At 73.7% G+C, this 25,362-nt stretch carries 22 protein-coding genes and 2 pseudogenes; 19 read left to right on the forward strand and 5 right to left on the reverse strand.

The features are described 5' to 3' along the window. Positions 1-10: 10 nt before the first annotated feature. The gene (locus OHA72_RS21690; RefSeq protein WP_327009605.1) at positions 11-2,458 is read right to left on the reverse strand and encodes a hypothetical protein; all 2,448 of its coding nucleotides are present in this window, start codon (positions 2,456-2,458) and stop codon (positions 11-13) included. On the opposite strand from OHA72_RS21690, the gene OHA72_RS21695 reads away from it, so the two are divergent. Further along, positions 2,348-3,577, forward strand: a complete 1,230-nt coding sequence (locus OHA72_RS21695) for a tetratricopeptide repeat protein (RefSeq protein WP_327009606.1) — start codon at positions 2,348-2,350, stop codon at positions 3,575-3,577. The two genes, OHA72_RS21690 and OHA72_RS21695, sit on opposite strands and share 111 nt — an antisense overlap. Continuing rightward, entirely contained in the window at positions 3,570-4,589 is a 1,020-nt protein-coding gene (locus OHA72_RS21700; protein ID WP_327009607.1) for an HAD-IIA family hydrolase, read from the forward strand. The genes OHA72_RS21695 and OHA72_RS21700 overlap by 8 nt, the downstream gene beginning before the upstream one ends. On the opposite strand, the gene OHA72_RS21705 is transcribed toward OHA72_RS21700, so the two are convergent. Beyond that, positions 4,586-4,924 (reverse strand): SCP2 sterol-binding domain-containing protein, encoded by a 339-nt coding sequence (locus tag OHA72_RS21705; protein ID WP_327009608.1) that lies wholly within the window; start codon positions 4,922-4,924, stop codon positions 4,586-4,588. The genes OHA72_RS21700 and OHA72_RS21705 overlap by 4 nt on opposite strands. Positions 4,925-5,050: 126 nt before the next feature. Here OHA72_RS21705 and OHA72_RS21710 point away from each other — a divergent pair, with 126 nt between their 5' ends. From OHA72_RS21710 to OHA72_RS64760, 7 genes and pseudogenes are all read left to right on the forward strand, one after another. Further along, positions 5,051-5,734 (forward strand): phasin family protein, encoded by a 684-nt coding sequence (locus OHA72_RS21710; RefSeq protein ID WP_327009609.1) that lies wholly within the window; start codon positions 5,051-5,053, stop codon positions 5,732-5,734. 65 nt (positions 5,735-5,799) lie between these two features. Continuing rightward, a complete protein-coding gene (locus OHA72_RS21715; protein ID WP_327009610.1) occupies positions 5,800-5,958 on the forward strand; it encodes a hypothetical protein in 159 nt (52 codons plus the stop codon). Further along, entirely contained in the window at positions 5,958-6,764 is an 807-nt protein-coding gene (locus tag OHA72_RS21720; protein WP_327009611.1) for a TlyA family RNA methyltransferase, read from the forward strand. The genes OHA72_RS21715 and OHA72_RS21720 overlap by 1 nt, the downstream gene beginning before the upstream one ends. Further along, positions 6,761-7,654: an NAD kinase gene (locus tag OHA72_RS21725; RefSeq protein WP_327009612.1), complete on the forward strand. Its 894-nt coding sequence runs from the start codon at positions 6,761-6,763 to the stop codon at positions 7,652-7,654. The genes OHA72_RS21720 and OHA72_RS21725 overlap by 4 nt, the downstream gene beginning before the upstream one ends. A gap of 39 nt (positions 7,655-7,693) precedes the next feature. Beyond that, entirely contained in the window at positions 7,694-9,451 is a 1,758-nt protein-coding gene (recN, locus tag OHA72_RS21730) for a DNA repair protein RecN (protein ID WP_327011633.1), read from the forward strand. 539 nt (positions 9,452-9,990) lie between these two features. Beyond that, complete coding sequence (locus tag OHA72_RS21735) at positions 9,991-10,776, forward strand: MOSC domain-containing protein (RefSeq protein ID WP_327009613.1); 786 nt, start codon at positions 9,991-9,993, stop codon at positions 10,774-10,776. A 51-nt stretch (positions 10,777-10,827) separates the two neighbouring features. After that, positions 10,828-11,238: pseudogene (locus OHA72_RS64760) on the forward strand (DedA family protein); the annotation flags it as partial. Between the two features lie 165 nt (positions 11,239-11,403). Here the strand turns inward: OHA72_RS64760 and OHA72_RS64765 are convergent. Then, complete coding sequence (locus tag OHA72_RS64765) at positions 11,404-11,727, reverse strand: PASTA domain-containing protein (RefSeq protein WP_442788736.1); 324 nt, start codon at positions 11,725-11,727, stop codon at positions 11,404-11,406. Between the two features lie 84 nt (positions 11,728-11,811). Between OHA72_RS64765 and steA the strand changes: the two genes are divergently transcribed. From steA to OHA72_RS21785, 8 genes and pseudogenes are all read left to right on the forward strand, one after another. Further along, a complete protein-coding gene (gene steA, locus OHA72_RS21745) occupies positions 11,812-12,984 on the forward strand; it encodes a putative cytokinetic ring protein SteA (RefSeq protein ID WP_327009615.1) in 1,173 nt (390 codons plus the stop codon). A gap of 29 nt (positions 12,985-13,013) precedes the next feature. After that, positions 13,014-13,964, forward strand: a complete 951-nt coding sequence (locus tag OHA72_RS21750) for a copper transporter (protein ID WP_327009616.1) — start codon at positions 13,014-13,016, stop codon at positions 13,962-13,964. A gap of 643 nt (positions 13,965-14,607) precedes the next feature. After that, positions 14,608-15,468: pseudogene (locus OHA72_RS21760) on the forward strand (hypothetical protein); the annotation flags it as partial. A 152-nt stretch (positions 15,469-15,620) separates the two neighbouring features. Next, positions 15,621-17,201, forward strand: a complete 1,581-nt coding sequence (gene murJ, locus OHA72_RS21765; protein ID WP_327009617.1) for a murein biosynthesis integral membrane protein MurJ — start codon at positions 15,621-15,623, stop codon at positions 17,199-17,201. Positions 17,202-17,203: 2 nt separating this feature from the next. Then, positions 17,204-18,289: a glycosyltransferase family 4 protein gene (locus tag OHA72_RS21770; RefSeq protein WP_442788650.1), complete on the forward strand. Its 1,086-nt coding sequence runs from the start codon at positions 17,204-17,206 to the stop codon at positions 18,287-18,289. A 23-nt stretch (positions 18,290-18,312) separates the two neighbouring features. After that, the gene (locus OHA72_RS21775; protein ID WP_327009618.1) at positions 18,313-20,409 is read left to right on the forward strand and encodes a hypothetical protein; all 2,097 of its coding nucleotides are present in this window, start codon (positions 18,313-18,315) and stop codon (positions 20,407-20,409) included. A 70-nt stretch (positions 20,410-20,479) separates the two neighbouring features. Next, a complete protein-coding gene (locus OHA72_RS21780) occupies positions 20,480-22,189 on the forward strand; it encodes a CTP synthase (RefSeq protein WP_327009619.1) in 1,710 nt (569 codons plus the stop codon). After that, positions 22,186-22,770, forward strand: coding sequence for an NUDIX domain-containing protein (locus tag OHA72_RS21785; protein WP_327009620.1), 585 nt, complete (start codon positions 22,186-22,188; stop codon positions 22,768-22,770). The genes OHA72_RS21780 and OHA72_RS21785 overlap by 4 nt, the downstream gene beginning before the upstream one ends. A gap of 83 nt (positions 22,771-22,853) precedes the next feature. Here the strand turns inward: OHA72_RS21785 and OHA72_RS21790 are convergent, their stop codons facing one another. Beyond that, a complete protein-coding gene (locus tag OHA72_RS21790; protein WP_327009621.1) occupies positions 22,854-23,327 on the reverse strand; it encodes an anthrone oxygenase family protein in 474 nt (157 codons plus the stop codon). 75 nt (positions 23,328-23,402) lie between these two features. Between OHA72_RS21790 and OHA72_RS21795 the strand changes: the two genes are divergently transcribed. After that, positions 23,403-24,326: an AraC family transcriptional regulator gene (locus OHA72_RS21795; protein ID WP_327009622.1), complete on the forward strand. Its 924-nt coding sequence runs from the start codon at positions 23,403-23,405 to the stop codon at positions 24,324-24,326. Position 24,327: 1 nt separating this feature from the next. Continuing rightward, a complete protein-coding gene (locus OHA72_RS21800) occupies positions 24,328-24,723 on the forward strand; it encodes a YchJ family protein (RefSeq protein WP_327009623.1) in 396 nt (131 codons plus the stop codon). A gap of 81 nt (positions 24,724-24,804) precedes the next feature. Here the strand turns inward: OHA72_RS21800 and OHA72_RS21805 are convergent, their stop codons facing one another. Then, a complete protein-coding gene (locus OHA72_RS21805; protein WP_327009624.1) occupies positions 24,805-25,362 on the reverse strand; it encodes a GNAT family N-acetyltransferase in 558 nt (185 codons plus the stop codon).

Consider the following 25,362-nt stretch of genomic DNA (forward strand, 5'->3'; position numbering starts at 1 on the left):
AAATTTTCGATTAAGGGCCGCCCTTTCCTGGGGCGGCCCTTAATTCGTTTACCGGGTCGAGTGCATGCAGCGCACCCCGGTCGGGAAGGATGAAGTCGTGACTGCAGGACCCCACGACCGCGATAACCAGGGCGGCAAGGACCGGGGAGAGCGCCCCGCCTCCGGTGACCGCAAACCCCGTTGGACCGGTGCCGACCGCGACCGCGGCTCGTCTTCGAGCTCCCGGACCCCCCGCGACGGTGCCCCGCGCGGTGACCGCACGGGCGGCGACCGCTCCGGCGGCTTCCGCGACCGTGACGGCGGTCCCCGCACCGGCGGTTCCGGTGGCTCCGGCGGCGGGTACCGCTCCGGCGACCGTACTGGCGGTTCCGGCAGCTCGGGCGGCTACCGCTCGGGTGACCGGACGACCGGCGGGTCGGGTGGGTACAGGTCCGGTGGCGCCGGCGGCGAGCGCTCCGGCGGCTTCCGTCCCCGCGAGGGTGGCGACCGGCCCGGTGGCTTCCGTGACGGTGACGCCGGACCCCGTGACGGTGCCCCGCGCGGTGACCGCGGCGAGCGTCCGGGCGGCTTCCGTTCCGGTGGCTCCAGCAGCTCGGGCGGCTACCGGTCGGGTGGCTCCGGTGGCGGTACGGGTGGTGGCTACCGCTCCGGTGGCGACCGGCCCGGGTTCCGTGACGGTGAGCGCTCCGGTGGGTTCCGCGACGGTGGCCCGCGTGGTGACCGTGGGGACCGGCCCAGTGGTTCGGGTGGGTTCCGCGACCGTGAAGGCGGTCCGCGTGGCGATCGTCCGCCGTTCCGTGACAACGCCTCGCGTGGTGACCGGCCGCCGTTCCGTGGTGGGGCGGACCGTGGTGACCGTCCCGGGTTCCGCGACGGTCCTCCGCGTGGCGACCGGCCGAGCGGCGCGGGCGGCTTCCGCGACCGCGACGGCGGGTCCCGTGGTGACCGGCCGAGCGGCGCCGGTGGTTTCCGTGACCGTGACGGCGGTCCCCGTGGGGATCGGCCCAGCGGCTCTGGTGGTTTCCGTGACCGTGACGGTGGCCCGCGTGGCGACCGTGGTGACCGGCCCGGGTTCCGTGACGGGGCTCGTGGCGAGCGTCCGGGCGGCTTCCGCGACGGTGCGCCGCGTGGTGACCGGCCCAGTGGCTCCGGTGGCTTCCGCAGTGGCGACCGCACCGAGCGGCCCGGTGGCTTCCGGGACCGCGATGGTGGCCCGCGCGATGGTGGCAGTGGTCCCCGTGGCGGTGGGTTCCGGGATCGCGATGGTGGCGACCGGCCGTCGTTCCGCGATGGTGCGCCGCGTGGTGACCGGCCCAGCAGCTCTGGTGGGTTCCGGGACCGTGACGGTGGCCCGCGTGGCGATCGTCCGCCGTTCCGTGACAATGCTTCGCGTGGTGACCGGCCGCCGTTCCGTGGTGGCGCCGACCGGGGTGACCGTCCCGGGTTCCGCGACGGACCGCCGCGTGGCGACCGGCCCAGCGGCGCGGGCGGCTTCCGCGACCGTGACGGTGGCAGTGGTCCCCGTGGCGGTGGGTTCCGGGATCGCGATGGTGGCGACCGGCCGGCGTACCGCGACCGGGGCGACCGTCCCAGCGCCGGCCGTGACGGCGGCGACCGTGGTGGCTTCCGCAGCGGGGACCGCACCGAGCGGCCTTTCCGCAGTGGCGACCGCACTGAGCGGCCCGGTGGGTACCGCAGTGGCGACCGCACCGAGCGGCCTGGTGGCTTCCGTGACCGTGACGGTGCTCCGCGGGGCGACCGGCCCAGCGGGTTCCGTGATCGTGGCGACCGGCCCGTCGGCGGCGACCGTGGGGACCGCCCGGGTGGCTTCCGCGACCGTGACGACCGGTCCGGCTTCCGCGCCGGCGGCGACCGTGGTGAGCGGCCGGGCGGCGACCGTCCGGCGTTCCGTGACCGTGGTGAGCGGCCCGGTGGCGACCGTCCCGGGTTCCGTGACCGTGGCGACCGGCCCGTCGGCGGCGACCGTGGTGAGCGGCCCGGTGGGTTCCGTGACCGTGACGGCGGCCCGCGCTCCGGTGGGTACCGTGACGGCGGCGACCGCTCCGGCAACTTCCGTGACGGCGGTCCCCGGCGCGACCGGGGCGACCGTCCCGGGCAGCGTGACGGCGGGCCGCGGGCCGGTGGGTTCCGGGACCGGGACTCCGGCGGGCGCGGTGCCGGCTCCCAGCGGCCGGAGGCACTGCGGCGGAACGACGCCGGTGGGTACCGGCCACGGCAGAGCGACCCCGGCTTCGTCGCCGAGGAGGTCGAGGGCGAGGAGACCGTCAGCCGCGTCGCGGACCCGGTGCTCGCCGACGACATCGACCCGTCGGAGCTGGACCGTGAGGTGCGCAGCGAGCTGAGCTCCCTCGCCCGGCCCGTCGCGGAGGAGGTCGCCAAGCGGCTCATCGCGACCGGGCAGCTCATCGACGACGACCCCGAGCTGGCGCTCGCCCACGCGCTCGTCGCGCGGCGGAAGGCGTCGCGGATCGCGGTGGTGCGGGAGGCCGCGGGTCTCGCGGCGTACCACGCGGGGGAGTGGCAGACGGCACTCGGCGAGCTGCGGACGTATCACCGGATGACGGGGCGGCAGACGCACATCGCGGTCATCGCCGACTGTGAGCGGGCCCTGGAGCGGCCGGAGAAGGCGATCGACCTGTTCCGGACCGCGGACCGGGAGAAGCTGACGGCCGAGGAGATCGTCGAGCTGCTCATCGTTGCGGCCGGGGCGCGGGGCGACATGGGGCAGCACGACGCCGCCGTGGCGATGCTGCAGGTCCGTGAGCTGACGTCGGCGCCTGACGCGGTGTGGGCGGCGCGGCTGCGGTACGCGTACGCCGACGCCCTGCTGCGTGCCGGGCGCCGGGAAGAGGCCCGCGAGTGGTTCGCGCGTGCCGCGGACCTCGACGAGGACCTCGCCACCGACGCGGCGGAGCGGCTCCTCGAGCTCGACGGCATCGTCCTGGACGGCGACGAGGAGGGTGACGACGAGGACCTCGACGACGCCCGCGCCACCGCCGACGAGGACGACGACCGCGACGACGACGAGGACGACGAGGATGACTACGACGACGAAGACGACGACGAAGACGCGGACGACGAGGATGACGACCGCGACGACGAAGACGACTACGACGACGAAGAAGACGAAGAAGACGAAGACGACGACGTAGAAGACGACGTAGAAGACGACGAGGACGACGACCGCGACGACGACCAGGATGACCAGGACGACGACGAGGACGACGAAGACGAAGACTACGACGACGAGGACGACGAAGCGGACGACGAAGCGGACGACGAAGCGGACGACGTAGACGACGAAGACGCGGACGACGAGGACGACCGCGACGACGATGACTACGACGACGAGGACGACGCCGACGACGACCGTGACGGCGACGCACCCGCGGCGGCGGACGACGACCAGGTGACCGGCGGGACGCGTACCGGCGGCGGCAGCGACGACACGGACGGCGACGGCGAGACCGACGACGATCGCGACGGTGACGCCACCCCTCCGGCCGGCACCGAGCCCGGCGGCGACGGTGACGACAGCGGGACCGCGCGTGCCTGACCAGACGGACGGGACCCCCGCCGGCGACACCGCCGGCGGGGACCTCGTCAGCCACTACGACCTGGTCATCTTCGACCTCGACGGAGTGCTGTACCTGGTCGACCAGGTCATCCCCGGCGCAGCCGAGGCGTGTGCGCGGTTGCGTGAACGGGGCATCCCCAGTGCGTACGCCACGAACAACGCCTCCCGGCTGCCCGGTGACGTGGCGGCGCTGCTGACCAGGATCGGCATCCCCGCCGAGGTGCGGGAGGTCGTCACGTCGGCGCACGCGACGGCGCTGCTGCTCGCCGAGCGGTTCGCGGCGGGCACGCCCGTGCTCATCCTCGGCGCGCCCGCGCTGCAGGAGGAGGTCAGGGCCGTCGGGCTCCGGCCGGTCACCGAGGCCGGCGAGGCCGAGGTGGTCGTGCAGGGGTACGGGCCCGACGTCGCCATGCGGGACCTCGCCGACGCGTCGGTGGCGATCCGGGGCGGCGCGAAGTGGATCGCGACGAACGCCGACAAGACGCTGCCGTCGCCGCGGGGGCCGCTGCCTGGCAACGGGTCGCTGGTCGTGGCGCTCGCGACGGCGCTGGGCCGGCAGCCGGACACGATCGTCGGCAAGCCCGACCCGACGCTGTTCCTCGAGGCGGCGCGGGAGCGGTCGGCCACGCACCCGATCGTGGTCGGTGACCGGCTCGACACGGACATCGAGGGCGCGTACCGGGCCGGGATGGACAGCCTGCTCGTCCTCACCGGGGTCAGCGACGCCGCCGAGCTGCTCGCCGCGCCGGTGGAGCGGCGGCCCACGTTCGTCGCCGAGGATCTGGCGGGGCTGTTCGAGGCGCCGCCGGCCGCGGGGACGAACCAGTGGCGCGTCGAGGACCGTGGCGACGGCTGGGAGCTGACCGGCGATGGTCGCCGCATCGACGCGCTCATGGCGCTGTGCGCGGTGGCGTGGGCGGCCGGCGAGGTGCGGCCCGTGACGGCGGAGGGCGAGGCCGCCACGGCGGCGCTGGAGTGGATGAAGCTCTAGAGGAGCTTGCGGAGCTTCAGCAGGTCGAACACGCCCGCGTCGATCTTGATGCGGCCGCTGGTCCAGGCCTGCATGACGTTGAGCTCACTGTTGACGAGGGCGACCAGGTCGTCGCTCGTCGCGGTGAGCTTGATCTTCGCGCGGGGGTCGTCGCCGTCGGTGAGGCCGGAGATCTGCCCGCCCTGCAGCTGCCCGTGGAACGCGACGCCGAGGTCCGTGACCCGGCAGGCGAGCGAACGGTCGAAGTCGAGCTTCTCCCGGGCCGCCGCCGCGTTCTCGGCGAGCCGGGCCGCGAGCTTCTGCAGCGCCGCCCGACATTCCTCGACCGTGGCCATGTTTTCCCCCGTTTCCGTGCATCCAAATGTCCAATGCGGACACTTGGATTGTGACCGTACCGTACGGCGTCACGGACCGCCCGGTAGCGTGAACGGCGGTACACCACTTGGAGGAGAGGCGCAAGCATGGCTCAGGAAGCCTGGCGGGCATACCTGGAATTGGCCTACGGAATGACCGAGGCGACGACCAAGAAGGCGACCAAGACGGTCCGCAGGCTGGTCGGCAGGAGCGGCGCGACCGCCGAGCAGCTGCAGGTGATGGCCGAGGACCTCGTGAAAGCCGGCACCGCCAACCGTGAGGCGGTGACCAAGCTCGTGCGGTACGAGCTGGACCGTGCCCTCGGCGCAGTCGGTCTGGCCACGGCCGAGGAGGTCGCGGCGCTGACGACCCGCGTGCATGAGCTCGAGGCGCAGCTCAAGGCCGCCTCCGTGGCCGCGACCGCGAAGGTGCCGGCGGTGGAGCCGGAGCCGGCGCTGCCGGTCGGCGCCGAGATCGTGGAGACGACTCCCGCGGCCGCCGCGGTGAAGAAGACCGTCGCCAAGAAGACCGTGGCGAAGAAGACGGCGGCGGCGCCCGCGAAGACGGCCCCGGCGGCCCCGGCGGCGCCCGCGAAGACGGCCCCGGCGGCGCCGGCTAAGACGGCGCCGGCCAAGACGGCCGCGAAGGCGGCCGCGAAGGCGGCGCCGGTCAAGCGCAGCGCCCCGGCGAAGAAGGCGGCGGCGAAGGCCGCGGTCGAGAAGATCGCCGAAGCGTCCGACGTGGCGCCTGTGAAGAAGGCCACGCCGCGGAAGCGGGCGTCGTCCTCGTGAGCGTCACTCCCGGCCCCGTTCCCGGTCCCGTGCCTGGTCACACCCCAGGTCCCATCCCGGGCCCGATGCCCGCCCCGCCGGGTGCCGCGGCGCTCGGGCGGGTCGAGGCGGCCGTCGAGGCCTTGAACGGAGTAGCGTCGCTGCCGTTGCAGCGGCAGGTCTCGGTGTACGCCGAAGCCCACCGCACCCTGCAGGAGACGTTGGGCACGATCGAGGAACGGTGATGGCGCGGCGGACACGACTCGATGCCGAGCTGGTTCGCCGCGGTTTGGCCCGATCGAGGGAGCAGGCGGCCGCGTTGATCGCCGAGGGGCGCGTCGAGGTGCGGGGCGTCCCCGCCGCGAAGGCCGCCGCGCAGGTCGACCCGGCCGACGCGGTCCGGGTGCTGGGCGAGGCGACCGGTGAGGACTACGTGTCGCGGGGCGGGCACAAGCTCGCCGGGGCGCTTGCGGCGTTCGAGGCGCTGCCCGTACAGGGGCGGCGGTGTCTTGACGCGGGTGCGTCCACGGGCGGCTTCACCGACGTGCTCCTGCGCCGCGGCGCCGCGTCCGTTGCGGCGGTCGACGTCGGCTACGGCCAGATCGCCTGGTCGTTGCGCACCGACGCGCGGGTGACGGTGATCGAGCGCACCAACGTGCGCACCCTGACCCCGGAGCTGATCGGCGGGCCGGCCGACCTGACCGTCGCGGACCTGTCCTTCATCTCCCTGCGGCTGGTACTGGCCGCGCTCGCCGCCTGCACGTCCGCCGGCGGGGACCTGGTACCGATGGTGAAACCGCAGTTCGAGGTCGGCCGGGAACGCGTCGGCGAGGGTGGCGTGGTCCGGGACCCGGCCCTGCGGGCGGAGGCGGTGCTGGACGTGGCGGCCGCCGCCGCGCAGCTCGGCCTCGGCGTCGCCGGCGTGACGGTCAGCCCGCTGCCGGGCCCGTCCGGCAACGTCGAGTTCTTCCTGTGGTTGCGCCGCGACGCGCCGCCGGTGTCACCCGACGCGGTGTACTCGGCCGCCGCTGTGGAAGGGTTCGTGGCGTGAGCGTTCGCGAGGCGTTGCTGGTCACCCACACGGGTAAACGCAGCAACAACGAGCACGCCCGTACCGTCGCCGCCGACCTGCTCTCAGCGGGATTCACCGTCCGGGTCCTGGCCGAGGAGGCCGCCGAGCTGGACATCCCGCGTGCGGTGCCGGTGAGCGGGGAGACCGCCGCGCAGGGCGTCGAGATCGTGTTCGCCCTCGGCGGCGACGGCACCCTGCTGCGGGCCGCCGAGCTGGCGCGGCCCGCGAAGGCGCCGCTGCTCGGCATCAACCTCGGCAAGGTCGGGTTCCTCGCCGAGGCCGAGATCGGCGACGTCGACAAGGCCGTGCGGGAGGTCGTCGAGGGCACGTACACCGTCGACGAGCGGCTCACCGTCGACGTGTTCGCCGAGCACGACGGGCGGCCCGTCGGCTCCTCGTGGGCGCTCAACGAGGCCACCGTCGAGAAGGGCGCCCGGGAGAAGATGCTGGAGCTGCTCGTCGAGGTCGACGGCCGGCCCTTGTCCCGCTACGGCTGCGACGGTGTCGTGTGCGCCACTCCGACGGGTTCCACGGCGTACGCGTTCTCCGCCGGCGGCCCGGTCGTGTGGCCGGAGCTGGAGGCGCTGCTGCTGGTGCCGATCAGCGCGCACGCCCTGTTCAGCCGGCCGCTCGTCATCGCGCCGTCCTCGACGATCACGATCAACGTCGAGCCCTTCACCAGCTTCGCGCTGCTGTCCTGCGACGGGCGGCGCGTCATGGACCTCGCACCCGGATCGACGGTCACGGTTCGCCGGGGCGCGCTCCCCGTACGGGTGGTGCGGCTGCGTGAGCGGCCGTTCACGGACCGCCTCGTGGCGAAGTTCGGCCTGCCGGTCGACGGTTGGAGACACAACAAACGGCACGGCTGAGTGGAGAAGTGTCGTACCGCGCGGCTAGTGTCTCTGGTTGTGCTGGAGGAACTCCGCATTACCGGACTCGGCGTGATCGAAGACGCCACACTGCCCCTTGGACCGGGCCTGACCGTCATCACGGGCGAGACAGGCGCGGGCAAGACCATGGTCGTGACCAGTCTCGGCCTGCTGTTCGGCGGTCGCGCCGACGCGGGCCGGGTCCGCGCCGACCCTGGCCGAGCGACCGTCGACGGCCGTCTCAGGCTGCCCGCGCACCTGCGCGCGGCGGTCGAGGGCCGCATCGTCGACGCCGGCGCCGAGATCGACGATGACGGCACCCTGCTGATGAGCCGCACCCTGACGGCCGAGGGTCGTTCCCGTGCGCACGTCGGCGGCCGCACCGTGCCCGTCGCGGTCCTCGCCGAGGTCGGAGAGCGGGTCTTCGCCCTGCACGGCCAGTCCGACCAGCTGCGCCTGCTGCGCCCGGCCGAGCAGCGCGCCGCCCTGGACCGCTACGCGGGACCGGAGCACGAGAAGCTGCTCGGGCGCTTCGCCGAGCTGTATACGCGCTGGCGCGCCGTCGAGGACGACCTCGCCGACCGCCGCGCCAACGCCAGGCAGCGCAGCCAGGAGGCCGACCTGCTGCGCCTCGGCCTCGACGAGATCAGCCGCGTCGACCCGCAGCCGGGCGAGGACGAGCTGCTGCGGGAGGAGGCCCAGCGCCTCGAGCACGTCGAAGGCCTGCGCAGCGCCGCCCAGGTCGCCCACGTGTCGCTGACCGGCACCGGCGACGGGGACGACGTCGCCGACGTGCTGAGCCTGCTGTCGACGGCCCGGCGCACCCTCGAGGCGCAGACCGGCGTCGACCGGGTGCTCGGCGAGCTCGCCGCCCGCCTCGACGAGGTCGCCACCCTCGCCGGTGACGTGTCCACCGAGCTCGGCAGCTATCTCGCCGCGCTGGACGCCGACCCGGGCCGCCTCCAGGAGGTCTATGAGCGCCGCGCCGCGCTGCGCACGCTCACCCGCAAATACGCCGAGGACGTCGACGGCGTCGTCGCCTGGGCCGACCGGGCCCGCACCAAGCTCGGCGAGCTCGACAACTCCGACGAGCTCCTCGAAGAACTCGACAAGGAGCGCCGCCGGCTGCACGGCGAGGTCGCCGAGGTCGCCGCGACCCTGTCCGCGGCCCGGCAGGAAGCGGCGGGCAGGTTCGCCGCCGACGTGACGGTCGAGCTGGCCGGCCTCGCCATGCCGCACGCCCGCATCCACGTCGTCGTCGGCCCCAAGCCCGCCGGTGGCGGCCCCACGGTGCCCACCGCCGGCGGCACCGACGCCGGCGTCGGCCCCGACGGTGCGGACGACATCGAGCTGCGTCTCCTGCCGCACCCCGGCGCGCCCGCCCAGCCCCTGCAGAAGGGCGCCTCCGGCGGCGAGCTGTCCCGCGTCATGCTGGCCATCGAGGTCGTCTTCGCCGGCGTGGGCGGCCCGCCCACCCTGGTCTTCGACGAGGTCGACGCCGGCGTCGGCGGCACCGCGGCGGTCGAGATCGGCAAGCGGCTCGCCCGGCTGGCCCGCGACCACCAGGTCCTCGTCGTGACGCACCTGCCGCAGGTGGCCGCGTTCGCCGACCGGCACCTCGTGGTCGCCAAGGACACCGGGGGCGCCGTCACCACCAGCGGCGTCCGCGTCGTGGAGCACACCGACCGGGCGCGGGAGCTGGCCCGGATGCTGGCCGGCCTGCCGGACTCGGACCTGGGCATCGCGCATGCGGAGGAGCTGCTGTCGGTCGCGGACCGCGAGAAGTCCCACCACTGACGGCCCGCTCCGCCTGGTCGTGCGCTCTGCCTGGTCGTGCGCCCCGCCGCCGTGGCGTGCCCCGACCGGCGGCCGCGCTGTGCCTAACGTGGCCGGGCGGTGCTGTGCCGGGGCAGTCCTGTGCGGGTCCGGTTCGGTGGGCCGGCGCCTGGCCGGCGGTGCTGCGCCTGGCTGGTCGCTCCGACGCGGCCTGGATGTCCGGCCTGGATGTCCGGCCTGGGCGTCCTGCCTGGGCGTCCTGCCTGGGCGTCCGGTCACTCGGCGCCGTGCGGCTGCGGCAACGTGCGGCTGACGGCGACGTCACGCCGGTCGACTGGCGGATCGCGGCGCGACGGTAGCTGGGTGGGCGTCGTCGTACTTCATGCTCGAAGCGTTGACCCGGTTGGCCGGGATGACCGTGCGGCGACCTCGATCACGACGGTGGCGCATGGGGCGGTGAGCGGTGATCCGCCGACTTTTCCAGAAGGCGCGAGGCGGGCGGATCGTTCGCCGTCGCGTCCATCGTCTGATCGAACATGTGCGGCGAGGGGAGTGGTGGGGTGCGGGCGGCGGGGATCTGGCGGTACCCGATGAAGTCGGCGGGCGGCGAGCGGCTCACCGAGGCCGAGGTCGCCGCGGACGGGCTGGCCGGCGACCGGCGGTGGGCGTGCGTCGACGCAGACGGGGTCGTCGTCAGCGCGAAGCAGCCGCGGCTCTGGGAGCGGTTGCTGGAGGTCGGCGTCGAAGGCGACCGGCTGCGGCTGCCCGACGGCAGGGCGGCGGTCCTCGACCCGGACGGGGCCGCGCACGCCGGGGCGGTGCTGTCGTCGTGGCTGGGGCGCGAGGTGACGGTGACCGATGTGGTGCCGGAAGGGGCGGTGCTGCACCGGTTCTGGCCGCGGGAGGCCGGCATGATCCCCTCGTGGGCGGCCGGCGCGGAGGCCGGCAGTGACGCGCTCAGCGTGATCGGCAGCGGGCGGTTCCACGACTTCGGGGCGGTGCACGTCGTGACGACCGGTGCGCTCGCGCGGCTCGCCGAGGTGCACGGTGCGCCGGTCGACCATCGGCGGTTCCGGCCCAACCTGCTGCTCGACCTGCCGGACGATCCCGCGCCGGGGGAGGTCGTGCGGGTGGGCGGGGTGCGGCTGCGGGTACAGGTGCCGACGCCGCGATGTGTGGTGCCGTCCCTGACGCACGGCGGTGCGGGCGGCGCGGCGCGGGACACGGGGCTGCTGCGGGCCCTGGCCAGGCACTACCGGATGCCGGTCGGGGAGTTCGGGACGGCGGCGTGCTTCGGCTGGTACGGCGTCGTCGAGCAGGCGGGACGTATCGAAACCGACGGTTGATGGTCGTCCCCGCGACGGTCGGTGTTCGGCGCGTCGCGAGACAGTCGGGCGATGCGGGACCTCGTGGAGTCGGTCGCGGCGACGCCGTGGGTGGTGCTGGTCGTGTTCGTGGTGGCGGCGCTGGATGCCGTGGTGCCGCTGTCGCCGAGCGAGTCGACGCTGATCGCGGTCGCGGTGGTGTCGGCGCAGACGGGACGGCCGTCGATCTGGCTGGTCGTCGTCGCGGCGGCGGCGGGGGCGTTCGCGGGGGACGTCGTGTCGTTCCGGATCGGGGTCAGGGCAGGGGCCGGGGTGCTGCGTCGGCTGCGGACGAGGCGGCGTGGGCTCCAGGTGTACGGCTGGGCCCGCCGCACCCTGACCGACCGTGGCGGGCAGGTGCTCGTGTTCGCGAGATACCTGCCCGGCGGACGGTCGGCCTCGGCGCTCGCCGCTGGGGTGGTCGGCTATCCCGCCGGACGGTTCCAGGCGTGGACGGCCCTCGGCGTGAGCGTCTGGGCGGGCATGGCGGGGATGATCGGGTACAGCTGCGGGCGGTTCCTGGACGGGCGGCCGTGGCAGGCGCTGCTGCTCGCCTACGCCGGCGCGGCGTCGCTGCTGGTGGTCGCCGAGGTGCTCAGGCGGCTCACGTCACGGGACGCCGACGAGGAGATTGACCCTGGTCCCGCGCGGGGCGACGGTGAGCGGGAGGGTCGACTGCTCCAGCACGATCATGCTGCCGCTGGGACCGACCTCGCGGATCACCCCGAGCTCGAGACCGGCGGCGCGCAGCTCGGTGGCGGCCTCGGTGGGCGACTTCCCGGTGAGGTTGGGCACGAGGGTCAGGCTGATCGACGAGAGGTTCACTGCGGCACTCCTTCCGATGCGTACACCGACAAGAGGCACCCGGGGCCGTCGTGAATACGCGCGAATTGTGTCGCCTGGCTGACAGTCCGCGAAGGTGACGGGCGTCACCCTCTGCGCGAAAAGTGGCGTTCCACCTGCTAGTGGACATGTCGCGCGCGGCTTTTGTCAGAGGTCCATGCCAGGATGGTTGAGATGCGACTTCCAACCTTGCGCCGCACCCGGCCCGCCGAGCCGGGTGTCATCGGTGGCGTCGTGCGGCTGGATCGGCGGACCAAACGCTTGGTGGGGCGGCTGCGGCCTGGCGAGATCGCGGTCATCGACCACGTCGACCTCGACCGTGTCGCGGCCGACTCGCTCGTCGCGGCCGGGGTCGCGGCGGTGCTCAACGCGAAGCCGTCCGTGTCGGGCCGCTATCCCAACCTGGGGCCCGAGGGCCTGATCAAGGCCGGGATCCCGCTCGTCGACGACCTCGGCGAGGAGCTGTTCGACCGGCTCCGTGAGGGCGAGACCGTCCGCATCGAGGGCGACACCGTGTATGTCGGTGAGGACGCCGTCGCCAAGGGGCAGCGGCAGGACGCCGAGACGGTCGCGCTGTCGATGGCCGACGCCCGGGAGGGCCTGTCGGTGCAGCTGGAGGCGTTCGCCGCCAACACGATGGAGTATCTGAAGCAGGAGCGTGCGCTGCTGCTCGACGGCGTCGGTGTGCCCGAGATCCAGACCGAGATCGCCGGGCGGCACTGCCTGATCGTGGTCCGCGGCTATGACTACAAGGCCGACATCGACGTGCTGCGGCCCTACATCCGCGAATACAAGCCCGTGCTCATCGGGGTCGACGGCGGCGCCGACGCGCTCGTCGAGGCCGGCTACACGCCCGACATGATCATCGGCGACATGGACTCGGTCTCCGACGACGTGCTGCGCTGCGGCGCCGAGGTCGTCGTGCACGCCTACCCCGACGGGCGGGCGCCCGGGCTGGCCCGCGTGCAGCGGCTCGGCGTCGAGGCGATCACGTTCCCGGCGGCGGCCACCAGCGAGGACATCGCGATGCTGCTCGCCGACGACAAGGGCGCGTCGCTGCTCGTGGCGGTCGGCACCCACAACACCCTCATCGAGTTCCTCGACAAGGGTCGCGGCGGCATGGCCTCCACCTTCCTCACCCGGCTCAAGCTCGGTGGCAAACTGGTCGACGCCAAGGGCGTCAGCCGGCTCTACCGGCAGAGTCTGTCGGGCTCGTCGCTGATCCTGCTGCTGGCCTCGGCGATCGCCGCGATGGCCGCGGCACTGGCAGTGACGACGATCGGCCGGGCCTACCTGAGCGTCATCGCCGAATGGTGGGACAACCTGATCTTCACGCTGTTCTCCTAGCGCTGTTCTCCTGGACGGGACCGTTTCCTGTGATCAACTTCCGGTACCACGTGGTGTCGCTGGCCGCCGTCTTCCTGGCGCTCGCCATCGGCCTCGTCGTCGGGACCGCGGCGGCGAACGGGCCGCTCGCTGAGAACCTCAACGATCAGGTCAACAAGATCACTGACGAGAAGCAGCAGCTGCGTGACGACCTGGACCAGTCGCGGGCGGAGCTGAAGAAGAACTCCGACTTCGCCACCGAGGTCGCCCCGATGCTGCTCAGCGGCAAGCTGGCCGGTCGCAACGTGCTGCTGGTCAAGATCGAGGGCAGCGACAAGGACATCGACACCGCCGCCGACGGGATCGCCACCACGCTGCAGACCGCCGGCGCCAAGGTCACCGGCACCGTCACCATCAAGGAGAAGTTCACCTCCGCGTCCAGCGACAACCTGCTGGACCTCGCCGAGTCGTCGGCCCCGCCGGCCATCAGCGGTGCCCTGCCCAACCAGGGCAACGGGCAGGAGACCTCGGCCGCGCTGCTCGCCGCGGTCCTCGTCGCCGACAAGCCCGGCACGCCGCAGGTCGACGGCACCCGGATGGTCCTGTCGGCGTACGAGCAGGACGGCTACATCGGCCTCGACGGCGACCTCAAGACCCCGGCGGACGCGGTCATCGTCATCGCCGGCGCACCGGCCAGCGGCAAGGACGCCAAGGAGCGCAACGCGGTCGCCCTCACCACGGTCACCCGCTTCGCCCTCGCCCTGTCCAACGACATGGTCGTCGCCGGCCTGTCCGCCAACGGCCTGGTGTCCTCGGTCCGCGACGACGCCTCGATCGCCAAGAGCGTCTCCACCGTCGACAACGCCGTCACGGCGTACGGGCAGGTCGCCGCCGTCCTGGCCCTCGTCGAGCGGCTCGGCGGCAAGACCGGCCACTACGGCATCGGCAGCGGCGCGACCAGCCTGCTGCCCAAGACGGCGAGCGTAACCAGTGGTTCGTAAGCTGCTCGCCGCCGCCGCTGGCGCGGCCGCCGCCCGGGCCGCGCTGCGTGAGCTGCGCGGCCTTCCGGCCCTCGACCGCACCAACTTCCGCGGCCGCACCGTGTCCCTGGCGGGCGGCCCCGCCCTCGCTCTTGGCGCCACCGCCGGCGCGCTGCTCGGCGCCGCCGGCCGCTCGGGCGTGGCCCGCTCCTCGGGGGCGGTGCGCTCCTCGGGGGCCGCGAGATCGTCCGGGAGGGTCCGCGTGACCGACTCGCCCGCGGGGTGGAGCGACGGCACCCCGGCGCCGGGCGAGGTGCCCGGCGACGGAGCGGCCGGTGGCAGGACGTCACGGGGCAGCGCCGGCGCGCCCCGCAGGTCCGCGAGCGGGCAGGCCGTGCACGACCGCGCCGCGACCGCCGCAGACACGGATGGCCGCGACGGAAGTGGCCGTGACGCGACCGCCCGCGGCGGAAGTGCCCGCGGCGTCACTGGCCGCGACGCGAACGGCGACGATGCCAGTGGTCGCGGCGTGGCCGGGCGTGGTGCGGGTGGACGTGGCCTGGCCGGGCGCTGGTGGAGCGGTCGCGGGGAGCGCGGCCGCGATGCGAACGGCGACGATGCGGGTGACCGCGGCGTGGCCGGCCGTGGTGCGACTGAACGTGGCGTGGCAGGGCGTGGGTGGAGCGGCCGCGATGCGAACAGCGGCGATGCGAGTGGCCGCAGTGCGAGTGGACGTGGCGTGGCCGGGCGTGGGTGGAGCGGTCGCGGGGAGAGCGGCCGCGACGCGGACAGCGGCGATGCGAGTGGCCGTGGTGCGGGCGGGCGTGGTGCGGGCGGGCGTGGTGCGGGTGGGCGTGGTGCGGGCGGGCGTGGTGCATGGGGGCGGGGCGGTAGGAGCGGGCGGGGGGCCCGGGTCATGGGGGCCGTGGCGGTTGCCGGGCTCGGGGCCGGGGCGGTCGGGTTGTACGACGACCTTGTCGGGGGGCGGCCGGAGCATGCGGCGAAAGGGTTCCGGGGGCATCTCGGTGCGTTGAAGGAGGGGCGGGTCACCAGCGGGCTCGTCAAGATCGCCGGGGTGGGTGCCGCCGGGGTGCTCGCCGCGGCGATGCTGCCCGGGCGGCGGAAGATCGACGTGGTGCTCGGCGCGGGTGTCATCGCCGGGGCGGCGAACCTGTTCAACCTGCTCGATCTGCGGCCGGGGCGGGCGATCAAGGCCGGGATCCTGGTCGGCGCGCCGCTGACCGTGGGGAAGGGCGGAGGGGCCGCGGCCGGGGCGCTCGGGGCGGCCGGGGCGCTGCTCGCGGCGGACCTGGGTGAGGAGATCATGCTTGGGGACGCCGGGGCGAATGCGCTCGGGGCGGTGCTCGGGACGGCGTACGTGGCGCGGACCGGCACGTGGGGGCGGCTCGCGGCGCTCGCCGGGATCGTGGCGCTGACCGCGGCCAGCGAGAAGGTCAGCTTCACGCAGGTCATCGAGAGGACCCCGGCGCTGCGGGCGATCGACCAGTTCGGCCGGCTGCGGCCCACGACCCAACCGGTCATGGCCGCAGCGCCCGCAGAGGCACATCCCGTGGAAGAGCACCCTGCGGCGCAGGAATCAGCGCCGCGGAGCGGGCCCGTGGCCGAACTCAGGACCGGGCAGCGGGCGAAGCCTTCGCCGAGACCGCGTCGCGACGGGTGACCGGAAAGCGGCTGATCGGAGCCGCGGCGGTGGTCGCGGCGCTCACCATGCTGAGCCGGCTTGCCGGATTTGCGCGCATTCTGGTGTTCAACTGGTCGGTCGGGCCGACGTACCTCGGCAACGCGTACACCGCGGCCAACACCATCCCGAACATCATCTTCGAGCTCGTCGCCGGTGGGGCGCTGGCGAGCCTCGTCGTGCCGATGCTCGCCGGGGCGGTCGCGCGGCAGGACAAGCTCAGCGTGGCCCGCACGGTGTCGGCGCTGCTCAGCTGGGTGATCGTGCTGCTGGTCCCGGCCGCGGTCCTGGTCGCGCTGCTCGCCCGGCCGCTCGTCGGGCTGCTGATGCCCGGGCAGCCCGCCGGTGCCGTCGACGCGGGCACGGACATGCTGCGCGTGTTCGCGCCGCAGCTGCCGCTGTACGGGATCGGGATCGTGCTCACGGGCACGCTGCAGACGTACCGGCGCTTCGCGTGGCCGGTCATCGCGCCGCTGCTGTCGAGCCTGACCGTGATGACGGTGTACGTGACGTTCGGCGTGCTCGCGGGGCGCGGCGCGGACCTCGGCCAGGTCGACGACGCCGACCTGTGGCTGCTGTCCGGCGGGACGACCCTCGCGGTGGCGGTGCTGACGTTGAGCCTGCTCATCCCGCTGCGCCGGCTCGATGTGCGGATCCGCCCGACGCTGCGGTTCGACGCCCACGAGGTGCGCGCGCTCCAGCCGCTTGTCATCGCCGGGATCGTCACCGTCGGCAGCCAGCAGCTGGTGCTCGGGCTCGCCATCGCGTTGAGCGGGTACGCGGGCAAGGGCGCCGTCGTCGTGTACAGCCTCGCTCAGACGATCTTCCTGCTGCCGTGGGCGATCCTCGCCGTGCCGGTGGCCACCACCGCGTACCCGGCGATGGCGGAAACCGGCGGGGCGAAGGACGCGGCGGGCTTCGCCAAGGTGCTCGCGCCCGCGCTGCGCACCGTGGTCGTGCTGACCAGCCTCGGCGCGGCCGCGCTCGTGGTGCTCGCGGAGCCGGTCGCGGTGATCCTCGCCGAACTGTCGTCGAAGCCGCCCGACATCGGGCAGCTCGCCGGCGGGATCACCTGGTTCGCGCCGGGGCTGCTCGGCTACGGACTGTTCGCGCTGCTGTCGCGGGCGCTGTACGCCGGGGGGAACGCGTACACGGCGGCCTGGGCGACCGGGCTCGGCTGGGCCGTCGCCGCCGCCAGCGCCGTGCCCCTCGCCGTCGCGCTGCCCCTCGACCGGCGGGTCGCGGCCCTCGCGGCGGCCAACTCGATCGGCATGCTCGTGCTCGCGGCGGCGCTGGTGCTGGCCGTCCGCGCGAAGGCCGGTGGCGACGCGGTCGCGGGCTCGGGTCGTACCGCCGCCGCCGCCGTCGCATCGGCAACCGTCGCGGCCACGGCGGCATTGACGCTGAGGAATCTCGTGTGGGGCGGCGGGACCCCAGATGTCTCCGGGGCGGTTGCACAGGGCATGCTGTGCGGAGTCGCGGTGGCGGTGGTGTTCCTCGCCGGGGTGGCGGTCACGGACCGGCGGACCCTGCAGCGGCTCATACACAGGAGGGGCTGAGGGTGGGCGCCCGCATCGCGGTGGTTCTGGCGTCGAGCACGGGCGGCGTCGGCCGGCACGTCGGCATGCTCGTCGACGGCCTGGTGGCGCACGGCGATGACGTCAGCGTGCACGGCCCGGCGGCGACCGACGAGCAGTTCGGGTTCACCCGGCGGGGCGCGACGTTCGTGCCGGTCGAGATCCCCGCCAGTCCCCAGCCCGGTGACGTGCTCGCCGTCCGGGTGCTGCGCCGGTCGCTCAAAGGCGTCGACGTCATCCACGCGCACGGGCTGCGCGCCGGGTTCGTCGCGGCGCTCGCCCGCCCCGCCGGCACCCCGCTCGTCGTCACCTGGCACAACCTGGTCCTGGCGCAGGGCCTGCGGGCGAAGCTCTACCACCCGCTCGAGCGGCGGGTTGCCCGCGCCGCCGACGTGACCCTCGGCGTGTCCACCGACCTGGTCGAGCGGATCCGGGAGCTCGGCGGCCGCGACGTGCGGCTCGCGCTGGTGCCCGCGCCGGTGCTCCCGCCCGCCGCCCGCGACCGCGACGCGGTCCGCGAGGAGCTCGGCGTCGAGCCGGGGCAGCACCTGGTGCTCGCGGTCGGCCGGCTGCACCCGCAGAAGGGGTTCGAGACGCTCGTCGCGGCGAAGTGGTCCGAGCCGCAGCCGTTCGTGGCGATCGCCGGCAGCGGCCCGTCCTACATGACCCTGGCGCAGCGCATCTCCACCGAGCACGCGCCCGTGCACCTGCTCGGCTACCGCGACGACGTCCCCGACCTGCTCGCCGCCGCCGACCTGGTCGTGGTGACCAGCGTGTGGGAGGGGCAGCCGCTGTTCGTCCAGGAGACCCTCGCCGCCGGGGTGCCGCTGCTGGCGACCGCCGTCGGCGGGATCCCGGAGGTCGTCGGCGACGGCGCCGAGCTGGTCGAGCCGCACGACGTCGAAGGGTTCACCGCCGCCGCGGAGGCGCTGCTCGCCGACCCGCAGGCGCTGCGGGAGCTCGGCAGGCGGGGGTTGGCCCGGGCGGCGACCTGGCCGACCGAACGCGACACCCTGGAGCAGGTCGAGGCGGTGTACGCGCAGCTGCTGGGATCTGCCGGAAGGGCGTGACACAGCACCCGCGGGGAGCGCTGATGCGGCAGCGGCTGCATCGCTTCACGCCGGCGCTGCTCGCGCTGCTGCTCGGGGTCCTCGCCCTGCTCGCGCTCATCCCTCGGCCCGACTCCGACGCGGTCACCCCGTCCGCCGACTACGTGATCATCGTCGGCGTCGCGGGGCTGCGGTGGGACGACGTGAACCCGACCGACACCCCGACGATGTGGCAGCTGGCGCAGGACGGCGCGATCGGCGCGCTGTCGGTGCGCTCCGCGCGGCGGGTCACCTGCGCCGGCGACGGCTGGCTCACCCTCGGCGCCGGCAACTACGCGACGTTCACGACCGGCCCGATCACCTCCACGTGCCCGCCCCTGGCGGTGTCGGTCACGCCCGACGAGACGAGGACCGGCGCGTCGCTGCCCGACCACGGCGGGGTCGTGGCGAAGAACCGGGCCCTGCACTGGGGCGCCCAGCCGGGTGCCCTCGCCGAGGGGGTGCGCTGCACCACCGCCGTCGGGCCCGGTGCCGCCGTCGCCGCCGCCAGGCCGTACGGGCGGGTCGACCGGTACGCCGACACCGTCGATGAGAACCTGCTGTCGGCGTGCGCGCTGACCATCGTCGACCTCGGGCAGATCGCCGGGACCGACGCCGCGTCGCGCGCCGGTGACGCCCGCCGCGCCGACGCCGCCCTCGCCACGGTCATCGCCGCCCGGCCGGACCGGGCCGTGGTCGTGCTCGCCGGCCTGTCCGACCTGGACGCCGGCAGCCGCCTGCACGTCGCGATCGCGCAGGGCCCCGGCTACACCGGCGGCTGGCTCACCTCACCGTCGACGTCGCGGCCCGGGTACGTGCAGGTCGTCGACCTCGCCCCGACCGCCCTCGCCGCCCTGGACCGGCCGATCCCCGGCAAGCTCTTCGCCGGCGGCGCCGCCACGATGAGCGACGGACGGCCCGCCTCGGTCGAGCAGGCCGTCGAGCGCCTCGCCGACGCCGACCGCGAGGCCAGCGTCCAGCAGCGGGTCGGCTCCACGTTCTTCACCCTGCTCGTCGTCGCCGAACTCGCGCTGTTCGTGCTGGTCGTGCCGCTGCTGCGGTGGGCCCGCCGGCCCGCGGGGCCGGTCGCGCACCCGCCCGCGCCGCGGGTCGTCGTGCGCGGCGCGGAGGTGCTGCTCATCGCCGCGTCCCTCGCCGTGCCCGCCGCGCTCGTCGCGGACCTGCTGCCGTGGTGGCGGTGGTCGTCGCCGGGTCTCGGGTTCGGCGGGGTGACCCTCGCCGCCCTCGCCGTCGCGACGACCGTCATCGCGTGGACATCGTCACGCAGTCGCGCCAACGCGCCGCTCGGCGGGGTCGCCGCCGTCGGCGCGCTCGCCGTCGCGCTGGACGTGCTCACCGGGGCGCGGCTGCAGCTCAACGGCGTCGCCGGCTACTCCGCGGCGGCCGGCGGGCGGTACGCCGGGGTCGGGGTCATCGGCCTGGGGCTGCTGGTCACCGGGGTGCTGCTCGGCGGTGCCAGCCTCGCGCAGCGCTTCGAACGGCGCTGGCGGCCGTTCGTCATGGCCGTCGTCGGCGCGGCCGGGCTGATCGTCATCGGCAGCCCGTACCTCGGCGCCGACGCCTCCGGGGCGGTCGCGCTGACCGCCGGGGTGTGCGCGGCCGCCGCCATGGCCGTCGGTGGCTGGCTCACGATCACCCGCCTGATCTGGGCGGTCGTCGCGGCGCTCGCCGTCACCGCCGGCATCGGCGTGCTGGACCTGTTCCGCCCCGAGGACCAGCGCAGCAGCGTCGGGCGGCTCCTGGTGCGCACCCAGGACGGCACCGCGGGGTACATCGCGCGGCGCATCGGCGAGGCCAACGTGGTGACAACGGTCACCAGCCCGCTGACCATCCTGGTGATCGGCACCGTGCTCTACGTGACGTTCGTGCTGCTGCGCGACTGGGGCGGGTTCCGGCGGCTGCTGGGCGTGTTCCCGCCGGTCCGCGGCGCCCTGGCAGGGTTGGTGCTGGCCAGCGTGCTCGCCGGGGTCGTGGAAGGGGTGTCGCTCAACGTCCTCGGCGCCGCCCTCGCCACCGCGGCGCCATTGACGGTCCTGGCGTGCCTGCGCGTCCTGGACCACGCCGATGACCGGACCCGCTGAACGTCCCAACGGCTGAGCAGGCCGGTGTGTCCGGAGCGGGGCCGTTCACCTGCTGTTAGGCTGAACTCCCGTGGATCGCTCTTCGACACGGACCGGTGCGAGCCGGCAGGCTAAGCACATCTTCGTCACCGGGGGCGTCGCCTCCTCACTCGGCAAGGGTCTGACAGGATCCAGCCTCGGCAGTCTGCTCAGCGCCCGCGGTCTGCGGGTCGTCATGCAGAAGCTGGACCCGTATCTCAACGTCGACCCCGGGACCATGAACCCGTTCCAGCACGGCGAGGTGTTCGTCACCGAGGACGGCGCCGAGACCGATCTCGACATCGGTCACTACGAGCGGTTCCTGGACCAGGACCTGTCCGGCAACGCCAACGTCACCACCGGCCAGATCTACTCGGCGGTCATCGCCAAGGAACGGCGCGGGGAGTATCTCGGCGACACCGTCCAGGTCATCCCCCACATCACCAACGAGATCAAGGCCCGCATCCGGGCGATGTCGGCGCCGGACGCCGACGGGGTCGCCCCCGACGTGATCATCACCGAGGTCGGCGGGACCGTCGGCGACATCGAGTCGCTGCCGTTCCTGGAGGCCATCCGCCAGGTGCGCCACGACATCGGCCGCGACAACTGCTTCTTCCTGCACGTGTCGCTGGTGCCGTACCTGGCGCCGAGCGGCGAGCTGAAGACGAAGCCCACCCAGCACTCCGTGGCCGCGCTGCGCAGCATCGGCATCCAGCCCGACGCGCTGGTCTGCCGCTCCGACCGGCAGATCCCTGAGAAGACCAAGAACAAGCTCGCCCTGTACTGCGACGTCGACGCCGAAGCGGTCGTGTCCGCGCCGGACGCGCCCAGCATCTACGACATCCCGCGGGTGCTGCACGAGGAGGGCCTCGACGCGTACGTCGTGCGCCGGCTCGGCCTGTCGTTCCGGGACGTGGCCTGGAAGAAGTGGGACGACCTGCTCGAACGGGTCCACCACCCGCGGCAGACGGTCACCGTCGCGATTGTCGGCAAGTACGTCGACCTGCCCGACGCGTACCTGTCGGTCACCGAGGCGGTCCGCGCCGCCGGGTTCGCGCACCGCGCCCGGGTCGAGATCCGCTGGGTGCCCAGCGACGCCTGCACCACCCCGGCCAGCGCCGCGCAGGCCCTCGCCGGCGTCGACGGGGTCGTCATCCCCGGCGGCTTCGGTGTCCGCGGCATCGAGGGCAAGATCGGCGCCGCCCAGTACACCCGCGAACGCGGCATCCCCACCCTCGGCCTCTGCCTCGGCCTGCAGTGCATGACGATCGAGGTCCTGCGCAACGTCGCCGGCATCGAGGGCGCCAACTCCCTGGAGTTCGACGGCGACGCCACCGACCCGGTCATCTCCACCATGGCCGACCAGCAGGACATCGTGGCCGGCAAGGGCGACCTCGGCGGCACGATGCGGCTCGGCGCGTACCCGGCGGTCCTCGCCCCCGGCACCCTGACCGCCGACGCGTACGGCGAGCCGGAGGTGTCCGAGCGGCACCGCCACCGGTACGAGGTGAACAACGCCTACCGCGAGGCGATGACGTCCGCGGGGCTGCTGATCTCCGGCACGTCGCCGGACGGGCGCCTCGTCGAGTTCGTCGAGCTGGACCGGGAGCGGCACCCGTTCTTCGTCGCCACCCAGGCGCACCCGGAGCTCAAGAGCCGCCCGACCCGGGCGCACCCGCTGTTCGCGGCGTTCGTCGGCGCCGCCGTCGCGTACAACGCCGCCGACCGCCTCCCCGTCGAGCTCGAGACGGTCGACGCGTGACGTACGAGGTCCTCTCACACACGGAGCGCCTCCGGAACAAGGTCTTCGCGATCTTCACCGACGAGGTCGTCATGCCGGGCGGCGACACCGCGCTGCGCGACTACATGGTGCACGTCGGTGCCGTCGGCGTCGTCGCCGTCGACAACGGCGGGCGGGTCGCGCTGGTCCGCCAGTACCGGCCGGCGGTGCGGCAGGTGCTGTGGGAGCTGCCGGCGGGGCTCGTCGACGTCGAGGGTGAGCTGCTCGTCGACGCGGCCGCCCGGGAACTGGCCGAGGAGGTCGACCTCACCGCCGCCACCTGGGACCTGCTGACCGAGGTGCACCCGTCGCCCGGCTGCTCCAACGAGAAGATCCGGCTGTTCCTGGCGCGGGACATCACGCCGGTACCGGACGCGGACCGGCATGCCCGTACCCACGAGGAGGCCGACCTCGAACTGCACTGGGTCGACCTCGACGCCGCCGTGGGGATGGTGCTCAGCGGCCAGATCACCAACGCGGCCTGCGCGGTGGGTGTGCTGGGCGCCGCGCACGCCCGGGACCGCGACTGGAAGACCCTGCGGCCCGCCGCCGCTGCCGTCTGACTCCGGTTTGCCCGGGGGCGGTGCCGCCCCCGGGCTTTCCTCAGTGCCCCCGGGCTTCCTCAGCGCTTCCCTCCGGGCTTTCCTCAGTGCTTCAGCAGTGCGATTGCCAAGGTCAGCAGGGCGCCGGCCGAGGAGATCGTGCGGACCGTGTTCCAGCGGTTCCATGAGGCCTCGAAGGCGGCCCGCGCCGCGGCCGGGTCGGTCAGGCCGGCGGCGTCGAGCTGGTTGTTCAGCGGGATGTTCACCGTCGCGGTCACCATGATCACCACCGCGTAGAGCAGCGTCGCCGCGATCAGCCACGGCAGCGCGGCCCGGTGGCCGCCGCCGAGGTGCAGCAGGACCGCGGCGATCGCGGCGAGGAGCGCGCCGACGTAGGCGCCGAGGAACCAGCCGTTGAGGATCGCGGAGTTGATCTTCTGCATGACGTCGACGAAGGTGCGGTCGTCGACGCGGCGCAGGGCGAGCATGACCGAGGTGGAGTAGGCGAAGAAGACGCCCGCGGACAGGCCGACGAAGAGGGTCGCCGTGGCGAGGACGGCGCTGCGCAACTGTTCCATGCGAATCAGTCAATCGGATGCGGCGCAGACGGGCCATGGTCGAGCATCGCCGATGCATGTGTCATCGTCTACGGTGTGGACGCGTTGACGGCGTTGCTCGACGGGCCTCGGGCCCGAGGGGCGTTCCTGCTGCGCTCGGTGCTGACGCCGCCGTGGTCGCTGCGGATCCGTGACGAGGCGGCCCTGGCGCTCGTCGCGATGGTGCGGGGCGAGGCCGCCTACATCCCCGACGGCGGAGACATCCGGAACATCGGACCCGGCGACGTCATGGTCATCCGCGGGCCCGGGCACTACACGGTCGCCGACCCGCCCGGCACCGCGCCACAGATCATCATCCACCCGGGCCAACGGTGCACCACGCCCGACGGCCAGGACCTCGCCGAGGTCATGCACCTCGGGGTGCGCACCTGGGGCACCGACCTCGACGGCCCCACCCTCGTCATCACCGGCGCCTACGACCTCGCCGGCGAGGTCGGCCGCCGCCTGCTCAACGCCCTGCCGGACGCCCTCGTCGTGCGCGGGGAAGGGTCCCTGGTCGCGCTGCTGGCGCAGGAGATCGCGAAGGACCGCGCCGGGCAGGAGGCGGTCCTGGACCGGTTGCTGGACCTGATGCTCATCTCGGCGCTGCGCAACTGGCTGGACCGGCCCGAGGCGGGCGCCCCCGGCTGGTACCGGGCGCAGGCCGACACCGTCGTCGGGCCGGCGCTGACGCTGCTGCACCACAACCCGGCGCACCCGTGGACGGTCGCCGTGCTCGCGGAGAAGGTCGGCGTGTCGCGGGCGCTGCTCGCGCGCCGGTTCACCGAGGTCGTGGGGGAGCCGCCGATGGCGTACCTGACCGGCTGGCGGCTCGCCCTCGCCGCGGACCTCCTGCTGGAGCCCGGCGCCACGCTCGGCGCGGTCGCCAGGAGGGTGGGGTACGGGGGTGCTTTCGCGTTGAGCGCGGCGTTCAAGCGTGTCCGCGGTGTGAGCCCCCAGCGGCATCGTGGACAATCCTGACATGTCACCGTCCACCCACCCGTCGCCCCGGCTCTGCCCATGCGGGCTCGGCGAGCCCTACGACGACTGCTGCGGCCGCTTCCACCGCGGGACCGAGGCGCCGCCGAGCGCCGAGCTGCTCATGCGCGCCAGGTACAGCGCCTACGTCGTCGGCGACCGCGACTTCCTGCTGCGCACCTGGCACGAGAAGACCCGGCCGCGGATGCTGACGGTCGAGGACGGGCAGCACTGGAAGGGGCTGTACATACTGGCGCGCACCGGCGGCGGGCTGTTCGACACCGAGGGCACCGTGGAGTTCAAGGCGCGCTACGAGGCCGACGGCAAACCCGGGGTGATGCACGACACCAGCCGGTTCGTGAAGACCGACGGCGTCTGGCTCTACGTCGACGAGGTGTGACGTCCAGGTGTGGCGTCCAGGTGTGGCGTTCAGGTGTGGCGTTCAGGTGTGGCGTTCAGGTTCGGCGTTCAGGTCTGGCGTTCAGGTCTGGCGGACCCGCCACTCGCGGTCCAGCATCGCGTACACGTACTGGTCGCCGAACTCGCCCTTGAACAGCTCGTCCTCGACGAAGTGCGCCTCCCGGCGCATCCCGAGCCGGGACAGCAGCTGCCACGACGGCACATTGCGGGTGTCGCACTTGCCGCAGATGCGGTGCAGGCCGAGGTCCTCGAAGCCCAGGCGCAGCATCGCCTCCGACGCCTCCCGGGCGTAGCCCCTGCCCTGGAAACGCGGGTGCAGCACGAAGCCGAGCTCGCCCTGGCGGCTCAACGCGCTCTCCCACTTGAGCACCACCTGGCCGATGACGCGCCCGTCGAGGTCCATCGCGAGGACCAGCCACTGGCCCTCGGCGGTCAGCGCGTCCTGGGCGATGCGGTTCTTCAGCGACGCCCGGGTCATCTCCTCGTCGTGGACGTCCCAGTACAGGTAGCGCACGACGTCCGGGTCGCCGGTGAGGGCGTGCAGGTCGGCGAAGTCGCCCTCGGTGAACGGGCGCAGCGACAGCCGCTCGGTCCGGATGGGGTACGCGGGGCGGAGCAC

It is taken from the genome of Dactylosporangium sp. NBC_01737, from assembly GCF_035963215.1.
In the GTDB taxonomy this organism is placed as follows: Bacteria; Actinomycetota; Actinomycetes; order Mycobacteriales; family Micromonosporaceae; genus Dactylosporangium.